The organism is Rheinheimera sp. B2H12, assembly GCF_059620065.1.
In genome coordinates this window covers 4,489,286-4,511,396 of sequence record NZ_CM184363.1, presented here as the reverse complement: position 1 = coordinate 4,511,396, position 22,111 = coordinate 4,489,286, and the positions used below count along the sequence as shown (strand labels likewise).

Annotated in this window: 16 protein-coding genes; 3 read left to right on the top strand and 13 right to left on the bottom strand. The window is 52.9% G+C overall.

The window, feature by feature from the left end:
• Positions 1 to 7: 7 nt before the first annotated feature.
• Positions 8 to 1,486: a glycerol kinase GlpK gene (gene glpK, locus AC53GJ_RS19235; RefSeq protein ID WP_496730012.1), complete on the bottom strand. Its 1,479-nt coding sequence runs from the start codon at positions 1,484 to 1,486 to the stop codon at positions 8 to 10.
• 219 nt (positions 1,487 to 1,705) lie between these two features.
• Here glpK and AC53GJ_RS19230 point away from each other — a divergent pair, with 219 nt between their 5' ends.
• Positions 1,706 to 2,653, top strand: coding sequence for an SMP-30/gluconolactonase/LRE family protein (locus AC53GJ_RS19230; RefSeq protein WP_496730011.1), 948 nt, complete (start codon positions 1,706 to 1,708; stop codon positions 2,651 to 2,653).
• Here AC53GJ_RS19230 and AC53GJ_RS19225 read toward each other — a convergent pair.
• The 10 genes from AC53GJ_RS19225 to AC53GJ_RS19180 all read right to left on the bottom strand — a co-directional run bounded on the left by AC53GJ_RS19225 (position 2,627) and on the right by AC53GJ_RS19180 (position 15,847).
• A complete protein-coding gene (locus tag AC53GJ_RS19225) occupies positions 2,627 to 3,934 on the bottom strand; it encodes an alpha/beta hydrolase family protein (RefSeq protein WP_496730010.1) in 1,308 nt (435 codons plus the stop codon). The two genes, AC53GJ_RS19230 and AC53GJ_RS19225, sit on opposite strands and share 27 nt — an antisense overlap.
• A 103-nt stretch (positions 3,935 to 4,037) precedes the next feature.
• Positions 4,038 to 5,186 (bottom strand): galactokinase, encoded by a 1,149-nt coding sequence (gene galK / locus AC53GJ_RS19220; protein WP_496730009.1) that lies wholly within the window; start codon positions 5,184 to 5,186, stop codon positions 4,038 to 4,040.
• Positions 5,176 to 6,267: a UDP-glucose--hexose-1-phosphate uridylyltransferase gene (locus tag AC53GJ_RS19215; RefSeq protein WP_496730008.1), complete on the bottom strand. Its 1,092-nt coding sequence runs from the start codon at positions 6,265 to 6,267 to the stop codon at positions 5,176 to 5,178. Before AC53GJ_RS19215 ends, galK begins: the two co-directional genes overlap by 11 nt.
• Positions 6,264 to 7,280, bottom strand: a complete 1,017-nt coding sequence (gene galE, locus AC53GJ_RS19210; protein ID WP_496730007.1) for a UDP-glucose 4-epimerase GalE — start codon at positions 7,278 to 7,280, stop codon at positions 6,264 to 6,266. Before galE ends, AC53GJ_RS19215 begins: the two co-directional genes overlap by 4 nt.
• 218 nt (positions 7,281 to 7,498) lie before the next feature.
• Positions 7,499 to 9,202, bottom strand: coding sequence for an amino acid ABC transporter ATP-binding/permease protein (locus AC53GJ_RS19205; protein WP_496730006.1), 1,704 nt, complete (start codon positions 9,200 to 9,202; stop codon positions 7,499 to 7,501).
• Positions 9,189 to 11,000 (bottom strand): thiol reductant ABC exporter subunit CydD, encoded by a 1,812-nt coding sequence (gene cydD / locus AC53GJ_RS19200; protein ID WP_496730005.1) that lies wholly within the window; start codon positions 10,998 to 11,000, stop codon positions 9,189 to 9,191. The genes AC53GJ_RS19205 and cydD overlap by 14 nt, the downstream gene beginning before the upstream one ends.
• Positions 10,960 to 11,079 (bottom strand): cytochrome bd-I oxidase subunit CydX, encoded by a 120-nt coding sequence (gene cydX, locus AC53GJ_RS19195; protein ID WP_496730004.1) that lies wholly within the window; start codon positions 11,077 to 11,079, stop codon positions 10,960 to 10,962. Before cydX ends, cydD begins: the two co-directional genes overlap by 41 nt.
• A gap of 19 nt (positions 11,080 to 11,098) precedes the next feature.
• Positions 11,099 to 12,235 (bottom strand): cytochrome d ubiquinol oxidase subunit II, encoded by a 1,137-nt coding sequence (gene cydB, locus AC53GJ_RS19190; RefSeq protein ID WP_496730003.1) that lies wholly within the window; start codon positions 12,233 to 12,235, stop codon positions 11,099 to 11,101.
• Between the two features lies 1 nt (position 12,236).
• Complete coding sequence (locus AC53GJ_RS19185; protein WP_496730002.1) at positions 12,237 to 13,793, bottom strand: cytochrome ubiquinol oxidase subunit I; 1,557 nt, start codon at positions 13,791 to 13,793, stop codon at positions 12,237 to 12,239.
• A gap of 116 nt (positions 13,794 to 13,909) precedes the next feature.
• Positions 13,910 to 15,847 carry a winged helix-turn-helix domain-containing protein gene (locus AC53GJ_RS19180; protein ID WP_496730001.1) on the bottom strand — a complete coding sequence of 646 codons (1,938 nt, stop codon included), beginning with the start codon at positions 15,845 to 15,847 and terminating at the stop codon, positions 13,910 to 13,912.
• Between the two features lie 170 nt (positions 15,848 to 16,017).
• Between AC53GJ_RS19180 and AC53GJ_RS19175 the strand changes: the two genes are divergently transcribed.
• Positions 16,018 to 17,628, top strand: coding sequence for an amidohydrolase family protein (locus tag AC53GJ_RS19175; protein WP_496730000.1), 1,611 nt, complete (start codon positions 16,018 to 16,020; stop codon positions 17,626 to 17,628).
• Positions 17,629 to 17,662: 34 nt separating this feature from the next.
• On the opposite strand, the gene AC53GJ_RS19170 is transcribed toward AC53GJ_RS19175, so the two are convergent.
• Both AC53GJ_RS19170 and AC53GJ_RS19165 read right to left on the bottom strand, forming a co-directional pair.
• Positions 17,663 to 18,838 (bottom strand): AraC family transcriptional regulator, encoded by a 1,176-nt coding sequence (locus tag AC53GJ_RS19170; protein WP_496729999.1) that lies wholly within the window; start codon positions 18,836 to 18,838, stop codon positions 17,663 to 17,665.
• 75 nt (positions 18,839 to 18,913) lie between these two features.
• Positions 18,914 to 19,162 (bottom strand): hypothetical protein, encoded by a 249-nt coding sequence (locus tag AC53GJ_RS19165; RefSeq protein WP_496729998.1) that lies wholly within the window; start codon positions 19,160 to 19,162, stop codon positions 18,914 to 18,916.
• A 156-nt stretch (positions 19,163 to 19,318) separates the two neighbouring features.
• On the opposite strand from AC53GJ_RS19165, the gene AC53GJ_RS19160 reads away from it, so the two are divergent.
• On the top strand, positions 19,319 to 22,111 hold the full coding sequence (locus AC53GJ_RS19160) for a TonB-dependent receptor (RefSeq protein ID WP_496729997.1): 2,793 nt from the start codon (positions 19,319 to 19,321) through the stop codon (positions 22,109 to 22,111).

The following is a 22,111-nucleotide window of genomic DNA, read 5'->3' as shown; positions in this document are numbered from 1 at the left end:
AGGCTGGTTAGAGTCGGACCTGGGCCACTGCATGCTGCCATTTACAGTACAACTGATTCCGTTGTTCCACACTGATACTTGGCTCAAAACGCCGTTCGCAGTGCCACAGCGTTGCCAATTCGGCGGTTGAGGCAAAGACGCCGGCCTGTAACCCGGCGAGATAAGCTACCCCAAGCGCAGTGGTTTCGATAATCTGCGGCCGCTCGACCACAGCACCAAGAATATCGGCCAGAAAACTCAGCACCCAGTTGTTTTTCACCATACCGCCATCAACCCGCAGCACCTTGGGTCTGAGGCCATCGCGTTCCATCGCTTTTTGTAAATCCTTGGTCTGGTAACCAACAGACTGCAGCGCAGCTGCCACTATAGTGCTGATGCCGGAATCGCGGGTTAAACCAAGAATGGCACCACGGGCATTCGGATCCCAATAAGGCGCACCCAAGCCGGTAAAAGACGGCACCAGAAACACACCATGATCCAGCGGCACATCCTGTACCATGGCTTCACTTTCGCCGGCATGGCGCAGCAGTTTCAGCCCTTCGACAATCCATTGCATGGTGGCGCCTGCCATAAAAATACTGCCTTCGATGGCATAAGTGACCTTGCCATTGAGCCGGTAAGCCACAGTGGTCAACAATCTATTATTGGATTTTAACGCCGTATCACCGGTGTTCAGCATCAGGAAACAACCGGTGCCATAAGTGCTTTTTGCCATGCCTTGTTCAAAACAGGCATGACCAAACAACGCGGCTTGTTGATCGCCGGCAATGCCGCACACCGGGATTGAAGCCCCGAACCATTCGGGCAAACAGCGGCCAAAGTCGGCGGCGCTGTCCATCACTTCCGGTAACAGCGCGGCCGGAATATTAAACAACTGCAATAATTCTTCATCCCAACATTGCTGATGGATGTTAAACAGCATAGTGCGCGAGGCATTGGTGGCATCAGTGCGGTGGACCTGACCGCCGGTGAGTTGCCATAATAAATAGCTATCGACAGTGCCAAAAGCCAGTTCACCACGGCAGGCGCGTTCGCGGGCGCCGGGCACATGATCAAGGATCCAGCCAATTTTACTGGCAGAAAAATACGGATCCAGCAATAAACCGGTTTTGTCGGCGATGAGCTGACTGACCGCCTCGCTATGTAATGCTTCACAATAGGCGGTGGTGCGCCTGTCTTGCCAGACAATGGCCTGATACAGCGGTTCACCGGTCGCTCTGTCCCAGACCAGGGTGGTTTCGCGTTGATTGGTTATGCCAATTGCCACTATCTGGCTGGCACTGATCTGTTGTTGGGCTATGACCTGGCGGCAAGTGCGTAACACTGTCTGCCACAGATCGGCCGGGTCATGCTCAACCCAGCCATTCGCCGGGTAATGCTGAGTGAATTCTTCATGGGCACAGGCCTGCGGTTTGCCATCCAGGGAAAACAGGATAGCTCTGGAACTGGTCGTGCCCTGATCAATCGAGAGTAGATATGATGTCATTTTAGGTCTTCGTTATTTATCATATAAATATGACCAGATTGCCGTTAAAGCGTGATCTTGGCAACTGAAATTTGCAAAAAAAATCAGTCACAGCACAGCGGGCATCGCAGTCAATAGTCGTGTCTGTGGCGGATTTGGTCGTCTTGCCGTTATTAAAGCATGAAGATAACTTTATTTCTTGTTAAGCTGCTGCGGCAATAGGTAAACAGGAATTCAGGTGTGAGCAGGACAAAAGTCAGTGGGCTGTTCGCTGTCGTTCCAGCAGGCAATATCTTAGGTGAAAATGTGCTCTGGCATCAGGCACAACAAGCTTTGTATTGGATTGATATCGAAGGCGCGCTGTTACAACGTTACGCACTGCAAACTGCGGTACTGGAAACTTTTGCCTTGCCGCATCGGGTAGGCAGTTTTGCTTTTTTACAGGACGGCGGACCTTATCAACTGGTGGTAGCCTTTGCTTGTGGTTTTGCCTTATATAACTTTCAGACCGGCGCTATGCAGTGGCTGGATAAACCGCTGCCGGAGTCAGCCAACAGTGGCTTGCGTTTTAACGATGGCCGGGTTGATCGGCAAGGCCGGTTCTGGGCTGGCACTATGGTGGAAGATGAGCGCTTTGCCCGGCAAAGTGCCCGTTTGTATCAGTTGGCGGCCAATGGCAGTGCCATCCCAAGATTACAGGGCCTGACGATTTCGAATGGTTTATGCTGGAGTCTGGACGGTCGCCGGATGTACCATGCCGATTCACCGAAACATCAAATTCTGCAATACCAGTTTTGCCCCGACAGCGGTAACCTCAGCCAGCCTCAACTGTTTGCCCAGACCCCGGATAATGCCCATCCGGATGGTTCAGCCATTGATGCACAAGGCTATTTATGGAATGCCCACTGGGGCGCCGGTCAAGTGGTGCGTTATGCGCCCGATGGCAGCATTGATTTAGCCTTGAGCCTGCCGGTGTCACAGCCATCCAGTGTCGCCTTGTGTGGCCCCCGGTTAGATTTGCTGGCCGTGACCAGCTCCAGGCTGGGGCTGACGGCCAGTCAATTGGCCGCACAACCCCAGGCGGGTCACCTGTTTATTTACCAGTTAAGCGGCGTGCAGGGCGTGGTCGAACCGCATTGCCACTGTGCTGAGTCCTGGTTATCAACGACCATTGCCTTGTTGCCATAACAGGCCAGTGGCATAACGCGGGGCAAAGCCGGTAAAACCAAGCTCTTTGCCAGCGGTATCTTTGCTGTTCGGGCTGGCAGGCAACTGCAGATAACGGCACTGACTGGCAACCGCTTTGACATGGCAATCCAGCATCGCCAGCGCAAAATGTTTATTGATTTCATTCAGGGTGCGGCTGGACCAGGCTGGTTCATAATAATGACCCAGGTCCAGTTCAGTGCTGCTGGCGGCCTGTGGTGCCGGATGCGGCGCAATATTGTGACGGGCCTGCTGATAAGTCAGCAGATATTTATCTTGACTGCCGCTATGTTGGAACAACCAGCGGATGCCATCGTAACCGGAAATATCATCCTGATCGCCGGCAATATACAGCATGGGTACCTTGATCCGTTGTAATGATTGCGGCTCAAACAATTGATGTTGGCCGCCCCAGGGCGCGAGCGCGATCGCTGCTTTCCAGGCCGGATCGACTTTGACTTCTGCTGCTGCCTGGCCACCGGCACAGGTATTGAGTAACTTTTGCAACTGCGCGATTTGTTTTTCATCTTTGCTGCCGGTAAAAGCCGCTGTAGTGGCCCCCGAAAAGGCGTAACAACCGCCGACTGTATTGACGGCGCCAAAACCACCCATCGAATAGCCAATCACTGCGGCTTTAGTGCCATCCAGTTGCGACTGCAAAAAGGTGTTGCTGCTGCGTAAATGGGATAACACAAACTGCTGGTCGCGTGAGCGATTTAATAAGGTACTGACAAAACCGGCAAAAGGGGCTGTTTTCATATCCACTTCGGCATTGGTGGAGTCGGTGTGATCGATGGCTGCCACAATATAACCATGGGAAGCCAGATGTTCGCCGAGGTAAAACATGATGGTGCGGTAACCGGTGTAGCCATGGGAGAGCACCACCAACGGAAACCTGGCACTTTGGTCGATGGCGCTGTCGCGGCTGGCATTGGCCTGGAGACTAAAGGGTACGCCACTGCGGCTCTGGTTCTGATAGCTGGTCAGGGCCGCCGCTTGACGTGCCGGGTACCAGACTTCCAGTCGTAGCTGTCTGTCCTTTAAGCTTTGTGTATTTAGATCCAACTGAGCCGGATTGGTGATGGTCAAGGTGCTGACCCCAACCGGATAACTGCCCCGCGCCGACAGTGCCGGTAACACTTCAGCAGATAGTGCTGGATAGAGTTGTTCGGCGCTCACCGATTCAGTGGCTGCGGTCGACAAACTAGCGAGCGCCAAGGTACTGGTGAGTGTCAGCAGGTAACAACGTGCTTTTGATGGCATTTGATTCTCCCCTGGTCGTGTAACGCCGGACTTCAGTCCGGTCTGTGGTTGCTGGCGCCAGTCCTTTTCAGTCGCAGCGCCTGTGGTGTTTCAAGTCATGTGCTCAGAGCAATTCAACGGCTAACCCTGTACCTGCCTGACAAACATAGATATCTGCCTGTAAGCCAAAACGCGGTTGGTAGTGCGCTTGTACTGCGCTGGTCAGTACCTCAACGGCATCGGTCGGGCATAAACAGACAATAGCGCCGCCAAAACCGCCGCCGGTCATGCGGGCTGCCGCCTGCTCACCGAGTGCCGTCTGACAAATCTCCACCAGACCGTCAGTGGCTGGCACAGTCACCGCGAAATCCTGTTGCAAGGATTGGTGCGAGGCGGCCATCAACTGGCGTAACGCGGCCATATCCTGTTGCTGTAAGGCGGTGACGGCCGCCAATACCCGGCTGTTTTCGCTGATGACATGACGGGCGCGCTTAAATTCAGTCTCAGTCAGCACGGACTGATGAGCGTTCAGCAGCGCCAGCGTGGCGTGCCGCAGACTTGGCACTGCCATTTTAACTGCGGCTTGTTCGCAGTCCTGCCGCCGCTGATTGTATTCACTATCCACCAGTTTACGCGGGTAATTAGAATTAATAATCACCAGCGCCAGTCCGGCTGGTACCGGCACTGCCGTGCTGCTTAAGTCCTGACAGTCAATCATCAGCGCTTGTCCGGGTTGGCCCTTGGCTGAAATCAACTGATCCATAATGCCGCATTGACAGTCCATAAAATCGTTTTCGGCTTGCTGACCAAACAAGGCGATTTGTTCCGGATTCAGCTGCAGATTGGCTAGTTGACTAAACATCCCTCCCACCGCCACTTCCAGTGCCGCCGAGGAGGATAAGCCAGCCCCTTGCGGCACGTCACTGTAAATCAGTAAGTCGGCGCCAGGTAATTGATGGCCGGCGCGTTGCAGCACAAAAGCCATGGCCCGTACATAGTTACCCCACTGGGATGGACCGGCTGGCACCGGTTTATCCAAGGCAAAAGAATCGTGTTCGCCCGGATAATTCAGCGAATGGACCACCAGTTGCCGATCAGTTCTGGCGCGAAACAGTACTTTGGTACGGAAATTCAGCGAACAAGGCAACACAAAGCCTTGATTGTAATCGGTATGTTCGCCTATCAGGTTGACCCGGCCCGGTGCGCTCGCAATGCCGTTGGCACTGGCTTGATACATGGCCGCAAAGTGTTGCAGCAGTTGATCATTGGTCATCAGAAAGTCCTTGCTTGTAGTGAGTCGTGCTGGCGGCCTGTAAAATGGCGGCCGCAGTTTCCGGGCTGATATCGCGCTGGCTTTCAGCCAGCATTTCATAACCCACCATATGTTTTTTCACGCTGGCGGAACGTAACAGCGGTGGATAAAAATGGCCATGCAACCGCCAGTGTGCTTCGCCTGCGGCCGGCATCGGATCGCGACCTGCCGGCGCATTGTGCCAACCCATTGAATAAGGAAAACTGCACTGGAAAATATTGTCGTATTTGCAGGTCAGTACTTGCAGGGCTTCGGCCAGCGCGCGGGCCTGGTGGTCATTCAGTTGCCCCAGATGTTGTAGATCATCTTTGGCCAATACCAGGGTTTCAAAAGGCCAGGCGGCCCAATAGGGCACCACCACTAACCAATGCTGATTTTCAAACACCAGCCGGCGGCCATCGCGCCGCTCTGCTGCGACATAATCAGCCAGTAAAGCACGACCATGTTGCTGCCAGTAGGTCAGTTGCTGCTGATCTTCCTGCTCGATTTCGGTGGATAAGTAAGGATGGGCCCAGATTTGTCCATGCGGATGCGGCTGCGAACAGCCCATAATGGCACCTTTATTTTCAAATACCTGCACACAACTGTAGTGGCTGGCTAAGTCCAGATAATGCTGCTGCCAGCATTGCACCACGGCCAGCAGCTCAGTGTGGCTCAGTTCCGGTAGGGTCTTATCATGCCGTGGCGAGAAACAAATCACCCGGCATTCGCCATCAGCGAGCTGGCTCTGAAACAACGGATCGGTCTGTTCTGCTTCCTGACAGGCGTCGACTGCTGTTGGTTTTGCCGGCACCTTTGCTGGCAGAATGGCGCCAAAATCATTGGTAAATACATGGGTATAGCCATAGTGCGGATTTTCTTCGCCATTGGCGCGGACATTACCCGGGCACAGCGGACAACCGGCATCATGCACAGGTAAGGTTTCGGCCGCAGCAGGCTCGGTGGCGCCGAGCCAGGGCCTGTTATTGCGATGGGGTGACACCAGCACCCAGCGACCTGTCAGTGGATTTTTCCGGCGATGTGGACGTTCAGGCTGACTCATGCTTCCTCCAGACCTGCGGGATAATTTTGTTGCCAGCGCCAGGTGTCGCGGGTCATATCGGTTAAATCAGCCAGCGTTTGCCAGTTTAGGTCACGTTGCGCTTTGCTGGCATCGGCATAGCTGCTGGCGATATCACCCGGCCGCCGTGCCACGAGCTGATAAGGGATCTCTTTACCGGCGGCAGCGGCAAAAGCATGCAGCATGTCCAGCACTGAATAACCCTGGCCCGTGCCAAGATTAAAAGCGTGAAAGCCCTGTTGCTGTTGCAGTTTTAATAAAGCTGCGACATGACCATGCGCTAAATCCATCACATGGATGTAATCGCGCACGCCAGTGCCATCTTTGGTGGCATAATCGGCACCATACACGCTGACAAAAGGTCGTTTGCCGACGGCAGTTTGCGCGATATAAGGCAGCAGATTATTCGGGATGCCGGTTGGACTTTCGCCGAGCAGGCCACTGGGGTGAGCCCCAACCGGATTAAAATAACGTAAGGTGATGGCTAGCCAGGCCGGATCGGCCTGCACCAGATCCTGTAATAGCTGCTCAACCATGACTTTGCTCCAGCCATAAGGACTGGTGGCGCGGATCGGGTGCTGTTCATCAATGGGTAAATAGTCAGGATCACCATAGACAGTGGCTGAAGAGCTGAACACCAATTGTTTCACACCACAATGCTGCATACTTTGCAGCATGCTCAGGGTCGCTGCGACATTGTTCTGATAATAACGCAGCGGTTGCCGGGTCGATTCCCCCACGGCTTTCAGCGCAGCAAAATGCAGCACCGCTTGTGGCTGATGTTGTTGCAGTAACTGCTGCATCAACTGCGCATCAGCAATATCACCTTCGATAAAACGAAAACGCTGGCCGGAAATTTTTGCTAACTGATCTAACACCTTGCTGCTGGAATTACTCAGATTGTCGAGCAATACCGGTTCAATGCCTGCCTGATGTAATGCCAGGCAGGTATGGCTGCCGATAAAACCGGTGCCACCTGTAACCACAACTTTCATCGCAACCTCTTTGCAGAAATAAAGCTGACTTAAAAATATATCATTTATATGATAAATACTACTATTGTTCTGTGGAATAATTCAACATATCCATAGAACACACCAGCGGAACCCTGAATGGGACTCAATGGGTGGGTGGCCTGAATTGTGGTGACGATAGGTGGGTGGCTTGAATTGTGGTGACGATAGGTAGGTGGCCTGAATTGCCGAGCTGGCAGCTAACTGCTGATTAACTGCCAACATTGGTTAAATGCCGGATGTTGCTGTTGCTGATGACTGGCGATCAGCAAAATGCCAGCTTGTTGCCAATTGACCAAATTGCTCAGTAGCTGATCGGCATTGGCTTGATCCAGCCCGGCAAAAGGCTCGTCCAGTAATAATATCGGGTTGCGTTGCAATAATTGCCGCGCCAGGGCAAAGCGGCGTAGCTCACCGCCGGATAAGCCAACGCCATATTGCCCCAACAAAGTCCGCAGCCCTTGCGGCTGCTTCTGTAACCAGCCTTCCAGACCAACCAGTTGCAGCACTTGCCACAGTTGTTCATCGGTGGCGGCCGGATCGGCCAACCGCAGTTCGGCGGCAACAGATAGCTGAAATAACTGCGGTTTTTGCGGTAAGTAGCCAATCAACTGATGACGCTGCTGCGCAGGCCATTGCTGTAACGGGATATCATTAAATGACAGGTCGCCGCCGTGTGCCGCCAGATCACCAGCCAGGGTTTGTAACAGACAACTTTTACCGGCGCCGGAGGGGGCCTGCAGTAGGATCACATCCCCAGCGGCAAAGCTGCGGTTTTGGGGCTTAATAGCAGCTAAAGGTGTAGCAAAGCCGATGCGCAGTTGCTGCAGGCTGAAGCGGCAAAGGGCTGATAAAACAGTTCCGTCGAGCGGCGCATTGGTCAAAACAGTCGTCACCGCTGTCGTAGGGCTGGTTGGCAATAACAACTGATCGACCCGATCCCGTGCCGCCAGACTATAACCCAGCGCGGTTTGCAACTGAGCTAAGGGTGCAAACACTTCGCCCAGCCCAAGCCAGCCCAGCAACAATGCGACCAGCACGGCAGAGGGCAACTCTCCTTGCAACACAGTCGGCGTGGCCTGACTGCCGAGCCAGATCAGACCTGTCAGCAGCAACAGTTGACTACCCAGCTGAGCCAGCAGCATTGTCAGCTGTAATTGTCGTTGTAGTTGCTCGATGTGGCGGTCTTGCTGTTGCAGTTGTTGTTGCTGCGCTGACCAGCGGCCAAACATCAGCAAAGTGGTCAGCAGCTGTAAACTGCCCAATAACAGTTGCCGGCGCTGGCTTTGCGCCGCGACTTCGCGTCGTGCCAGCCGGATCCCCAGTTGTTGCAGCAATAACGGCCATAGCAGTAGTTGGGCCAGCAACAACAAGGCCGCCGCCGGTAGTAAGGCCGGAGCCAGTAATTGCACCGCCAGCAAATACAACAAAGCAGCCAGGGTGGCCCAGCTCCAGGGCAAAATTACTTTGAGCGGAAACTGATCCAGCAGTTCAATATCTGCCAGCAACCGCTGCAATTGATCGGCACTGCCGGGCCTGGTTAATAACGACAACCGCAGTGTCGACTGGGCGCTGAGACTGGCAAAACTGTGCAGCCGCAGTGTTTTCAGCAATGATAATACGGTATGGTGAGATTGCAGTCGCTCGGCATAACGGCCAGCGGTGCGGCTGATCGCCAGAAAACGGATCACGGCACCGGGGCGCATATAATTAAAACTGCCGGCCTGAATGGCCGCGATGCCCGCCAGCGCCGCCGCACTGATAAACCAGCCGGAATAGGCCAGTAATGCCACAGTGGCAATTAAAGTCACAGCACCAAGCAGAAAACTCAGGCTCCAGCCAAGCCGGTGCGACAGCCATAACTGCCGTAGTTGTAAGCCTGAGGTGGGCTTAATTTTTTGCATCACTTTCCTCTGCCCGCAACAAAGCCAAGGGTTGTAGCGCTATCAGCCGGCCTGCGCTCAGTTCTATCACTTGATCCAACCAATCAAACATTGACCACTGGTGGCTGGCTACTAACAGTAGTTTGCCGCGCGATAACTGCTCTAGCAGCTCGGCGATATCGCAGGCACTGGCATGATCAAGCTCTGCCACCGGCTCATCCAGCAACCAGATCCTTTTAGGTTGTAACAACAAGCGCGCCAGCGCCAGCCGCTGTTGCTGACCGCCGGATAAACCACGGCCGCTTTCTGCCAGCAGATAGTCCAAGCCCTGCTGCCGGGCTAAAAAATCCCACAGTCCGGTTTGTTCGAGCACACTTTGCATTTCACTGGTGCTGGCGTCGGCTTTGGCCAGCCGCAGATTGTCGGCTATAGTGCCCGCCTGTAATTCAGCCTGTTGCGTCAGATAAGCAATCTGCTGGCGTAATAGCGGTAGTTGCGTCGGGGTCAGAGGTTGTTGATCCAGCCAGAGCTGACCGCTATAGGGCGCAAAACCTGCCAGCAGTTGCAGTAAGGTTGATTTGCCGCTGCCGCTTTCGCCTTTGATCAAATAACGCTGACCCTGTTGCAGCGTTAACCCGTCAAAAGCGAGCCGCGGTGCCAGGGCTGAGCCCACCTGGATCTGTTGCAAACCCAGTTGCTGTTGCAGCTGTGGCAAGCTTTTGCTCTCACTGCTGTTTGTGGTCAAAGTGCTGGCCTGCGCCAGTGGCGTCAGATTCAAACTGGCCGCCGTAGCCTGGGCTTTGGCGTGGTAGTCGTTGCCAAGCTGACGCAACGGCTGATAAAACTCCGGCGCCAGCAATAAAATAAATAATGCGCTTTGATAAAACACTGGCACTTGCTGCTTTAACCAGGGCAGTTCCCCGAGCAAACCCAGCCCCAGATAGAGCGCCACTAACGCAATGGCCACTGACGTAAACAACTCCAGCACCGCAGTGGATAAAAATGCCAGTCGCAATACCCGCATGGTGCTGCGCTGGTATTGCTCAGCCGCGCCTTGCAGATGGGCAGTGGCGACTTCTGTGGCATTGAGGCGTTTTAACAGCGGTAACCCCAGCAGAAAATCATACAGCCGGCCACTCATCCGACTGAGAACATTGAGCTGTTGCTGACTGGCTTTGCTGGCTTCCCGGCCCACCAGCACCATAAAAAGCGGGACTAAAGGCGCGGTCAGCAGCAGTAACAGCGCGGCAAATAAACTGTGATAAGCCACTGCCGCGGCAATGGCTAAGGGCGCCAGCACCACTTGGACCAGCTGTGGCCGGTAGCGGCTGATATAACCATCTAACGCATCCACTTGCTCGGTCAGCAAGGCCGATAATGCACCGTCGGCGCCAAACTGTTGCCGGGCGGGTCCCAAAGCGGCAGTGTTGGCCAGCAGTTGTTGACGGATGTCGCTGCGCAGCCGGCGACTGACCTGTTGAGCCAGTAATTCTTTGCCAGACAGACAAAGTTGCCGCAGCAGAAACAGCGCGGCAAACCAAAGCCAGTCATTGAACGCTGGCGCTTGTTGCGCCAACAGCTGGCTGGCAATGCTGGCAAAATACCAGCACTGCGCAATCAGCAACGGGACGCTGCACCCGGCCAATAAAGCGGCCAGGCTCAGCCTGCGGCGATAAGGCTGTAACCATTGTTGCAACAAGGCCGGCTGACGACGGTCAGCACTGCCTTTGGCTGCAACAGGCCGCCGGCTGGCGGCGGTCGGTTGCGCTGCGGTTACCTCAAGATTGACCTGACTCAGACTCTTCTCCGGCATAGCCATTCAGTTCCAGCCACATGGCATTAATGATGCCAAAAGAACAGGCCAGTAACACTCCTAAAATCCAGGCGAAATACCACATAAATTGCTCCTTCAGCGGGTTAATATAAGCCGTGTGGGTTGTTACGGATATGCTGCTCATTCAGCCTGCCAAACATTTTGACATAACTCCAGATGGTATAAGCCAGCACCAAAGGCACAAAAATACAGGCCACAATAAACATGATTTTTAACGTCAGTTCGCTGGATGTCGCATCCCATAACGTCAGGCTGTGGTTCGGATTGGAACTTGATGGCATGACAAACGGAAACATCGCGATGCCAGAGGTCAGGATCACACCGGCCTGACCCAAGGATGTCAGAATAAAAGCCAGTGCACCTTTACCAAATTTGCTGCAAACACCCGACAGCGCAAAAGCGGCGATACCCAGGCCTGGCGCCAGCCATAGCAGTGGATAAGCAGCATAGTTACTGAACCAGGCATCGGCTCTGACTTCGACGGTTTTACTAACCGCGTTATTAATCGCATTATGATCCAGCACACTGGTCACCACATAACCATCAATACCGGATTTTAACCAGACACCGGCCAGCACAAATAACAATGCCGCGCCAAAACCGCTGATCATGCCGACAGCGCGGCTTCTGGCCAGCACTTCACCTTCAGTTTTCATTTGCAGATACGCTGCGCCCTGACTGACAAACATCAGCAGGCTCAACACACCGACCAGCAAGGCAAACGGATTGAGCAGGGCAAAAAAGGAGCCGGTGTAATGAATTCGCAGTAACTCGTCAAAATGAAAGGGCACCCCTTGCAGCAAATTACCAAAGGCCACGCCAAAGATCACCGGCGGTATGGCAGAACCTGCCGTCAGCGCCCAGTCCCAGTTGCTGCGCCAGTTGGCGTTATCCAGTTTGGAACGATAGTCAAAACCGATAGGCCGTAAAAACAGCGCAGCTAAGGTCAGCATCATGGCCAGATAAAAACCACTGAAAGCGGTGGCATAAACCGGTGGCCAGGCGGCAAATAAAGCACCACCGGCCGTGATCAACCAGACCTGATTACCATCCCAGTGCGGCGCAATACTGTTAATCATCACCCGGCGCTGCTCATCATTGGCGCCCACCACTTTGAGTAAAGCGCCGACGCCCATATCAAAACCGTCGGTGACGGTAAAACCGATAAAAAGCACACCAATCAATAACCACCAGATAAATCTTAAAAATTCGTAATCCATGTTACACCTCCTGCGCTTTGCCGTTTTCCAGATCATATTTACCTGTATGCAAAGCCGATGGGCCTTTGCGGGCAAAATGCTGCATTAACCAGATTTCAATCACTAAAAACACTGTGTACAAGGCACTGATCAGCGCCAGACTGGTCCAGATCTGACCCGCCGTCAGCGCCGAGGCCGCTAAGTGAGTGGGTAACACTTCACCGACTGCCCAGGGCTGGCGACCATATTCAGCGACAAACCAACCGGCTTCACAGGCGATCCATGGCAGTGGCAGGCTCAGTACTGCCAGCTTTAAGAACCAGCGTGGTTTTTGCTCCAACCGTTTCGCGCTAAACCAGAACGCCAGCGCAAACACCAGTAACATGATAAAACCAGCAGCCACCATGATGCGGAAGGCCCAGAACATCGGCGCCACCTGAGGAATAGAGTTATCCACCGCTTGCTGAATTTGTGCCGGCGTAGCGTTGGCTGGATTGTCGGTATAAGCGGTCAGTAACAGACCATAACCTAAGTCTTTTTTCACCGCTTCAAAGGCCGTTTTGGTGGCTTCGGAGCTATCACCACCGCGCAATAACAGCAATAAACGGTAAGCTTCCATACCGTTGACGATACGGTGACGGTGCATTTCTTTTAAGTCTTTTAACCCCAGCACCTGTTTATCCAGTGAACGGGTGGCAATCAGACCCAGCGCATAAGGCACTTTCAGCGCGTAATCTGTGGTTTGCGTGTCGCTATTAGGTACACCTACAATGGTAAATGACGCTGGTGCCGGATGGGTATCCCATTCTGCTTCTACTGCCGCCAGTTTCACTTTTTGCACATCACCCAGTTCATAACCGGATTCATCGCCCAGCACTATCACGGAGAGGGATGCTGCCAGACCAAAAGCGGCGGCAATGGCAAAACTACGGCGGGCAAAGGCTAAATCGCGGCCTTTGAGCATATACCAGGCCGAAATGGCCAGTACAAACATGGCGCCAGTGACATAACCGGCTGAAACGGTATGGACAAATTTGACCTGTGCCACCGGGTTAAAAATGACTTCAGAGAAGCTGGTCATCTCCATCCGCATGGTGGTGTAGTTAAATTCAGCGCCGACCGGGTTTTGCATCCAGCCATTGGCGATTAAAATCCACAGCGCCGATAAATTCGAGCCCAGAGCCACCAGCCAGGTGACAGCTAAGTGTTGCACTTTGGACAGGCGATCCCAGCCAAAAAAGAACAAACCGACCAAGGTCGATTCGAGGAAAAATGCCATCAGGCCTTCAATCGCCAGCGGCGCGCCAAAGATGTCGCCAACATAATGCGAATAATAAGACCAGTTGGTGCCAAACTGGAATTCCATCGCCAGGCCAGTGGTGACACCCAGTGCGAAGTTAATGCCAAATAATTTGCCCCAGAACTTGGTCATGTCACGGTAAATCTCTTTACCAGTCATCACATAGACTGACTCCATGATGGCCAGAATAAAGGTCATCCCGAGGGTGAGCGGAACAAATAAAAAGTGGTACATAGCGGTAAAGGCAAACTGCAAACGCGATAGATCGACGATATCCATAAACCGTCTCCTGGCAGGATCATTGGAAAAACCAGTGTCTAATGTAGCTGATGATGCGACGGTCGATGTTGATTCGCATCAATCAATTGGCGGATGCAGAAATTTTTTGCCGCTGATTAGTCAGATGTTTGACTGGCTTGTAGTACCCGTTGGCGCTGTTTTCTGATGCCGGCAAATATATCTGGTGCCAGTTGCCGCCACAGTGGATGTTGTTCGGCCAGATAATAGTTATCATGCGGTGATGGCAGCCAGTCCTCCTGTAACAACTGCCGCGCCAGTTGGTTGGCATCTTCAGTTAAGCCAGCAGCGCACAGCAGTTGCAGGTTCAGGCTATCGGCTTCGGTTTGGGCATCGACAAAACGAAGGATCTCAGTTTGCCATTGCTGGCGTACCGCCGGGCTTTGCGTAAGTAACCAATACAGCACCAGCACCTGTTGTTTGTTGGCCAGTGCCTGGTTGACGGCAGCGGCACTATCGCTGGCAAAAGCCGGATATAACCGCAGGAAATCCGCAGCCAGACGGGTTGGCGCCACATCATCCGGCAGCAGTAACGCCTGCAGCTGAAACATGGCATGGTCAGGCCGGCTGGCGGCGCGTTGTTGTAATAAGCGTCTGGCACTGGCCGGTTCGCGTCTGGCCTGCATCAGCATGGCCCGCGCCAGCAGTACAAAATGATGAGACGGATAGCTGACATTGGCTTGTTCCAGCGTTTGTTCGGCGCTGTCAAATTGCTGCAAACTCAGCTGGATCAGCGCAAGATTGACCAGTCGGCCCGGTTGTTGCAACCGATCCGGAAAACGCTGCGCCCATTGTAAAAAAGCCATAGCCCGGGCTGCGGTCAGCGGCAGCATTTCCAGTTCATCCAGCGCCCGATCTGAATAATCCGCCTCCAGTAATAACGCCTGTTGAAACTGGGCCCGAGCTTCGCTCAGCATGCCATTGCCAATCAGGCTGTAGGCATAATGCCGTTTCAGCGAGCCAGACAGCGGATCCAGCCGGATCGCTTGTTGCAGTAACGCTATCGCCTGTGGGTATTGATCCTGCTTGCGGTGCAAAGTCGCGCGCCACAACAGTGCCTGGGGGTTGTCTGCGTCCAGCGCCAGTGCCTGATCCAGATAACGGCCGGCGGCCGCCAGCTTATCCTGCGATAACAACAAGGCACCAAAACTGGCCAGTGCCAGGGCTGAATCCGGTTGCAGCTGTAATGCCTGCCGTAACAAGGGTTCACACAGCGCCAGCACTTTAGCCAAAGGCCAGTCACTGTATATATGCAGCCCATGGTAGCTGTTACAGAGTTCGACCAGCAGCGGCGAATACTGTTGTTGTTGTGGCAGCAGTTGTTGCAATAGCTCAACCCCTTGCGCTATGTCGGTGGCTTTGGTTTGCTGCACCAGCCATTGTGCTTGTTGGTATTGTTGCCATTGTGACCAGGAAAAACCCGTTGCCGGCGGCAGTTGTGCCTGATTGGCGGCAGTGGCAGTTGGCTTGGTCGCAGTCAGAAGGCCTGACGGGGTGAACGTCGGGGCAAAGGACCACCAGAGCACAAACAGAGCGAACAAGCACAGCGCGGCAGCACCAAGGATGACCACCAAGCGACGCTGCAGCCCTCGATAGCTGCCAATATTTGGCGGAGGCGATAGGTCTGGCAGGGCTGTCGTAGCGGTCATTTCGCCGCTGTGGCTGGTGGGATGTTCCGGCTCACAGCGCACTGCCGTTTGCAGCAGACGATAACCTTTACCGTGCACCCGTTCAATCAGCCGATAAGGTTTTTGCTGATCACCCAGTGCTTTACGCAGCTCTGCCACCACTTTATATAACGAAGCATCCGATACCACTAATCCTGGCCAGACGCCTTGCAGCAACTGGGCATCCGTTAAAGTTCGATCACCCGCCTGCAGCAACAGCACTAAAGCGGCCATCACTCTGGGTTCCAGTTGCAGTGGCTGGCCAGTGACCAGCCTGGAGTCAGTTGCAAGCGGATAGAGCCGATGACTGTCCGGCTCTATCCGCCAATCTGCCAGTTGCCAGCCATGTGTCTGGGTATCAGTGGTCAACGTGTTAATCCTTGTTTGGTGCTTTTAGTGCACAGTTCTTTAAGATATTGAAATATATTGAATAAATAAATCTTCAGAAAAACTTCAGTAAGGCTTCAGGCTTTACATCCAAGCATAGGACAACATCAGCAGCCTCGATTTAGGGTTTATTGTGCATTTACTGGAGTCCTATGATGTTATGTCATCCGCGTTTTTTGACTGTCAAAACCACTTGGCAGCGTCGTCGTAACCAGCAGTGTCTGCTGTCGTTCCTGTTGTTGTCAAACTTGTTGTATTCGTTGCCGTTGTCGGCTGCGACGCAGCCACAGTCAAAGCCAACTGCGACGCAGCAAGCTGATCTGTTGATTGAACAGGTCACCTTGTTATCGCCGGAGCTGGCCGCGCCACTGCCTGCGCAACAGGTGCTGGTGCGTGCTGGTCGTATTGTCAGTGTACTGGCCAATAGCAGCACTGAGGCCCGCAATATTCGGGCTGATTTTCGCGGGCCGCGGCTGGATGGGCGCGGTCGTTTCCTGACGCCGGGTTTGATGGACAGTCATGTCCATCTGAGTAACCCGCCAGGGCTGCGGCCAACCGATGACAATGCCGCGGCACTGACCCGCGCATTTAGCCAGCAACAGCCGCGTAGTTATTTATATTTTGGCGTGACTCAAGTGCTGGACCTGGCCAATACTGTGAACGGGGTTGCCGATTTTCAGGCGCAACCGGTTAAACCCGACTTGTTCCGTTGTGGAGGAGTGCCAGTACAGGGTGGTTATCCTATCCATCACATTCCCAAAGCGCAGCTTGCACAGCTGCAACCGGATTTTATTGTCGAACATGCGGCGCAGCATGCACATCGAACAGCCCAACACAGTCAGCAGCATACGCCGGAAGCTGTGGTCGGCAGAATTAAGCAAAGTGGCGCCCATTGCCTGAAAATCTTTGTCGAAAATGGTTTTGGCGATGCTGACCACTTGCCGGTGTATAGCCAGGATAGTCTGCGCCGGCTGCGACAAGCGGCCAATGCCAGCCAGTTGCCGCTGGTGGCGCATGCCAATGCCTATGATATGCAGCAACTGGCGCTGCAAGCGTCACCCGATGTGCTGGCGCATGGTTTGTGGAACTGGAGTGGTCTGAGTGCTGAAGTGCGGCAACAGGCGATTGAGAGTGGTCAGTTACCGGCGGCCATTCAAACGCATTTGCAGCAGGTACATCAGGCTGGTATTGCTTATCAGCCGACTATCCAGGTGCTGGAGCGGATGGGGGCTTTGTTTGAACCTGCCACCTTAACCGATCCGCAACTGGCCAAAGTCGTGCCGGCTGCTTTGTTGCGTTGGTATCAGACGCCACAGGCGCAGTGGTTCCGGCAAGAGCTGCAGCAGGATTTTGGCGATGCGCCGGCCAGTGTTGCGGCTGCGGCTTTTAACACCGGCAGTCGGCGCGGTGCCAGTGCGGCGTTTTATCTGCATCAGCTTGGGCATCCGCTGCTGCTGGCCAGTGATACCCCGTCGTCGCCAACTTATGCCCATCAACCCGGCTATGGCACTTATCTGGAAATTCAGGCCATGGCTGCGGCTGGCATTTCATTGCAGGCTATTTTTGAAGCAGCCACTATTAATAATGCCCGCTGGCTGAAACTGGAGCATGATTTTGGCACTGTCAGCAAGGGGAAAGTCGCAAACCTGTTGTTATTAAAAGAAAACCCGCTGCAACATAGCCGCAACTGGGACAGTATTGAGCAAGTGATCGTGCATGGAGTGGCGTTGCCAAGAGCCAGCCTGGCGGCCAGTTCAGATTAGCCCTTCGTTTGTCAAAGCCAGCAGCGCAGCCGGACTAGCTAGCCGCCTTGTGATGCTGGTCGCGGAACTGGCTGGGAGTCATGCCTTCCAGCCGTTTAAAAAAAGTATTAAATACCGATTTGCTGTTAAAGCCGACGGCGAAATAAATGTCGGTAATAGATTTGGCCTGGGCACTGTGATCGGCTAGCAGCAGTTTGGCTGCTTTGATGCGATGGCTGTTGATGTATTCATAAAAATTCAGTTGAAAACCCTGTTTGATGGTCAGCGACACTTTTTTCGCCGGGTAACCGGCGGCTTCGGCCAGTTTTTCCAGCGTGATATCCGGATTGGCATAAAAGTGCTGCGCTGTCATCAGTTGTTCCAACTGACGCATGATCTGCTGATCAACGCCATGCAATTTTTCTTCTTTGGCTTCAAACATCGGCGTTTCATGCACAGCCGGTACTGCCGAAAACGAGGTGAATCTTAAGAAAATCAGAATATTAATCGCAGTGAAATTCAGATAATAACTGCTCAGTCCGACCACATTCAGCAATTCCAGATTAAAGTTGTTGGTCAACAGACCATACAACTTGATGCTAAGCAAAGCGCCATCCCAGCCAAAAATAATCAGGAAGGATACCAGCATCAGTTTTAGCCAGACCACTTCACTGGTGCGCAGATTGGCATGTTCCTGCTGCAATTGACGGCGGTAATTCAGCACCAGGCTGAAACACCACAGCACATAACCAATCCGTAAAAACCTGCCTAAGGCTTCAAAATATAAATGCGGCGAGGAGTAAGCAATATGCTGGCTTTCAATCAGCCAGCTTTTGGTGGCATGGTCCTGCAGATAAAAACTGTGCAGCATATGACCGGCATAAATAGCCAGCGGCAATAAATGCCAGCTATGCGCAGCTTTCAAACGAAAATCTTTATACAACAAAGCCCGGACAAAAAAGTAAATCAGCGGGCCATCGAGAAAATAGGCATGGCTGAACAGGAAAAAGCCATTCGGCGACAGTTCCAGCAGCCAGATTCGAAATTGTTTACCCCAGAACATCAACTCATGCAGTGGGATAAAAAAATGGCACAATAAAAAGCCAACCAGCAGCAGGTTACTGAGTTGGTTGTGGTTTTTGGTGGCCGTTAGCAACAGGGCAAACAGCAGGCACTGAAATGCCGTCAGCAGCATCAGCACGTCGTGAAAATTAAAAAGTACAGTATCCATCTATTACATCAGCTGCAGCAATTAAAGGTACGGCGGAGCCAGAGTGGCATGGGTTAGCCTTGATCCCAACTGTTACTATGCCTGTGGCGATAACAGCTCAGCAAGTAAAATCACCGATCTAAATCTGCCGGCCACGGTAGGGCGGCATGGCAGCATATACAAAAGGTGCGGCTGACCGTTGAAAAAAATGCCACTGACAGTGAAATTTTTTTCAACGGTGCCAGGCAAGAAATAATCTAAAAAATTATTATAAATCATTTGGTTAAATTTAATTGCACCAGGTTCGTTTTTATTCAAACCTGCAATAAACCACTTTTTTGCCACGTACGACCTGTTTCAAACGACAACAGGCGGCCGGGCTTTTACTGTCATCATGCCGCTCTCAGTCGGGGCGGGCAGCACAGTCGGTTTGACCAGCAATACCCATAACAATAATCAGGTTGCCATCCCAGCAATCAACAGGATAAGGATGACTACAGCATGCAAAAAACTAAACTAAGTCTCAGCATACAACAGTTGTTTGGCTTAGCCATCGGTGCCAGTTTACTGCCATTGGCGGCAGTCGCTGACCAGCAGACCAGTCCGGTCGTCAACAGCACCAAAACGGCAACAGCCACCACAGCAACCGAAGAGCCGATTGAACGGATCAGCGTATCGGGCCTGCGTCGTAGTATGGAATCGTCGATTGAAATTAAACGCAATGAGAGTTCGATTGTTGAAGCCATTTCGGCCGAAGACATTGGTAAATTGCCCGATTCCAGTATCGCCGAATCACTGACCCGATTACCGGGCCTGGCCGGTCAGCGGGTGAATGGTCGGGTGCAGGTCATTTCGATTCGTGGTCTGGCGCCTGATTTCTCGACTACCACTTTAAATGGTCGCCAGCAAGCCAGTGCCGGTGATAACCGTGCGGTGGAATACGACCAATATCCGTCTGAACTGATTAATGGCGCCGTGGTGTATAAAAGCTCGGACGTTGCTATCGCTGGGATGGGCCTCTCCGGCACTGTCGATATGCGCACTATCCGGCCTTTAGCGCATGGTGAACAAACGCTGATGTTTAACCTGCGCGGCGAAAAAAACTCTTTTGACCAACTCAATAGCGAAATTTCCGGCAATGGCTGGCGTGGTTCGGCTTCTTATATTGACCAGTTTGCTGACGATACTATAGGCGTCGCTGTTGGTTTTGCCCATATGGATACACCCACTCAGGTTAAACACTACAAAGCCTGGGAATGGAACAACGTTGATAATGCGTTGGCCGGCACTGAGAATGATAAAGCGCTGGGTCTGGTTGGGCAGGAAGTGACCGCAGTGTCACGCAGTCAGGTGCGGGATGGCGTGTTGGCAGTGTTCGAATACAAGCCAAATGATCAGCTGCACAGCATTGTGGATACTTATTACTCCAAGTTTGAACAAGACGAAATCATGCGCGGCATGATGTGGTTTACCAATCAGTTCACCGGTGACGGCATGCAGTTCCTTAACCCTAAATTTGCTGAATTTGGTGGCACCCAGGTGGTGCAAAGTGGCGTTGCAACCAATCTGCGGCCGGTGCTGCGCAATGACAACAACACCAGAGACGATGAACTTAAAGCGCTGGGCTGGAATACCAAATTCAGTGGTGACAAGTGGAGCAGCAGTCTGGATCTGTCCTACTCAGGATCTGAGCGCGAAGAGCAGGTGCTGGAAACCTATGCGGGTTTAAGTCCGGCTGGAGCCTTTGAGCAGATTGGGTTTGATTTAAAACCGCTAGGTTTCCCGACTTATACCCCAGCCACCGATTACACCGATGTCAGCAAAGTGGTGCTGAGCGATCCGGCGCCTTGGGGCGGCTGGGGTCATGACGGTGCCATCCGTTTCCCGAATGTCAAAGAAAGCATTCGCGCCATCAACCTGACCGGCAATTATGATTTGACTGATACTGGATTCGGTAGCCTGTTCAGCTCAGTGGATGTCGGGGTGAACTACACCGAACGCAGCAAAGACAAAGTGGTTGATGACAACGATTTATTCCTGAAAAACAACAGAGCGCCGGTGGCGATCGACTCGTCTTTACTGGTGAAACCAACCTCGCTGGCGTTTGCCGGTATTCCTGGGGTGATTTCTTATCAGATCATGCCAACAGTGGCGCGTTATTACGACATCAAACCGATTCTGGATACCAACCGCTGGAACAAAGCCTGGGGCGTGGATGAAGACGTGCTGACCAGCTATCTGCGGCTGAATCTGGACACTGAGCTGTTCGGTTTACCGTTAAAAGGCAATGTCGGCACTCAGTTAGTCAAAACCAAACAAACATCCAGTGGTTTCCTGGCCAGCGATTACAAACCAAATGTGCCATCCACCTTACAATCGGTGGAGAAAGGCGCTGATTACAACGATGTGCTGCCAGCACTGAACCTGGGTTTGGAAGTGTTTGACGACCAATTCCTGCGTTTTAGCGCCAGTAAAACTATGGCCAGACCGCGGATGGACGAAATGCGCGCCAATATCACCGCTGGGGTCGGGGTGGATTCACGGCGTTGGAGCGGTAGCAGTGGTAACCCGGAGCTGGAACCATGGCGCGCCAAAGCACTGGATTTAACTTATGAAGCTTATTTCGAAGGCACCAGCTATATCGCGGCCGGTCTGTTTCATAAAAAGCTCGACAGTTATATCTACACGCAAAACTTTGATTTTGACTTCTCGAATGCACCGAACAATTCGACCGTGGTGCCGATTAGCAATATCGGTAATATGAGCCGGCCAGCTAATGGCAAAGGCGGTACTATCAAAGGTGCTGAGCTGACGTTATCGCTGGATGGTGCTTTGTTGACGCCGACGCTGGCCGGTTTTGGCTTTATCGGCAGTCAGTCCTGGACCGACTCCAGTATTGCGCCGGATGGACCAAATTCGAAAAGCAAATTACCGGGTTTGTCAGATCGGGTGCGTGATTTGACCTTTTATTATGAAAACGACAATTTCTCTGCCCGTCTCAGTCAGCGCTATCGCTCGGAATTCCGTGGTGAAGTGGTACAGTTATTCGCCACCCGTGGTTACACCGAGGTGCTAGCGGATAAACAGGTTGATGCGCAGCTGAGCTACAGCTTTGACGACAGCCAGTTTGCTGGTCAGTTCGATGGTCTGACCCTGTTGTTGCAGGTCAATAACCTGAACAATTCACCTTACACCACCAGGTTAAATACCCTGACCAAAGGCGGCGGTTATTTCCCGGAAGTGTATGAAGAATATGGCCGCCAATTCTTGTTTGGCGTGAGTTATAAGCTGTAA

Excerpts from the sequence above, each read along its gene's own strand:
- glpK (WP_496730012.1), bottom strand. The coding sequence starts at position 1,486 with ATGACATCATATCTACTCTCGATTGATCAGGGCACGACCAGTTCCAGA.
- AC53GJ_RS19225 (WP_496730010.1), bottom strand. The coding sequence starts at position 3,934 with ATGCCATCAAAAGCACGTTGTTACCTGCTGACACTCACCAGTACCTTG.
- galK (WP_496730009.1), bottom strand. The coding sequence starts at position 5,186 with ATGACCAATGATCAACTGCTGCAACACTTTGCGGCCATGTATCAAGCC.
- AC53GJ_RS19215 (WP_496730008.1), bottom strand. The coding sequence starts at position 6,267 with ATGAGTCAGCCTGAACGTCCACATCGCCGGAAAAATCCACTGACAGGT.
- galE (WP_496730007.1), bottom strand. The coding sequence starts at position 7,280 with ATGAAAGTTGTGGTTACAGGTGGCACCGGTTTTATCGGCAGCCATACC.
- AC53GJ_RS19205 (WP_496730006.1), bottom strand. The coding sequence starts at position 9,202 with ATGCAAAAAATTAAGCCCACCTCAGGCTTACAACTACGGCAGTTATGG.
- cydD (WP_496730005.1), bottom strand. The coding sequence starts at position 11,000 with ATGGCTATGCCGGAGAAGAGTCTGAGTCAGGTCAATCTTGAGGTAACC.
- cydX (WP_496730004.1), bottom strand. The coding sequence starts at position 11,079 with ATGTGGTATTTCGCCTGGATTTTAGGAGTGTTACTGGCCTGTTCTTTT.
- cydB (WP_496730003.1), bottom strand. The coding sequence starts at position 12,235 with ATGGATTACGAATTTTTAAGATTTATCTGGTGGTTATTGATTGGTGTG.
- AC53GJ_RS19185 (WP_496730002.1), bottom strand. The coding sequence starts at position 13,793 with ATGGATATCGTCGATCTATCGCGTTTGCAGTTTGCCTTTACCGCTATG.
- AC53GJ_RS19175 (WP_496730000.1), top strand. The coding sequence starts at position 16,018 with ATGATGTTATGTCATCCGCGTTTTTTGACTGTCAAAACCACTTGGCAG.
- AC53GJ_RS19170 (WP_496729999.1), bottom strand. The coding sequence starts at position 18,838 with ATGGATACTGTACTTTTTAATTTTCACGACGTGCTGATGCTGCTGACG.
- AC53GJ_RS19160 (WP_496729997.1), top strand. The coding sequence starts at position 19,319 with ATGCAAAAAACTAAACTAAGTCTCAGCATACAACAGTTGTTTGGCTTA.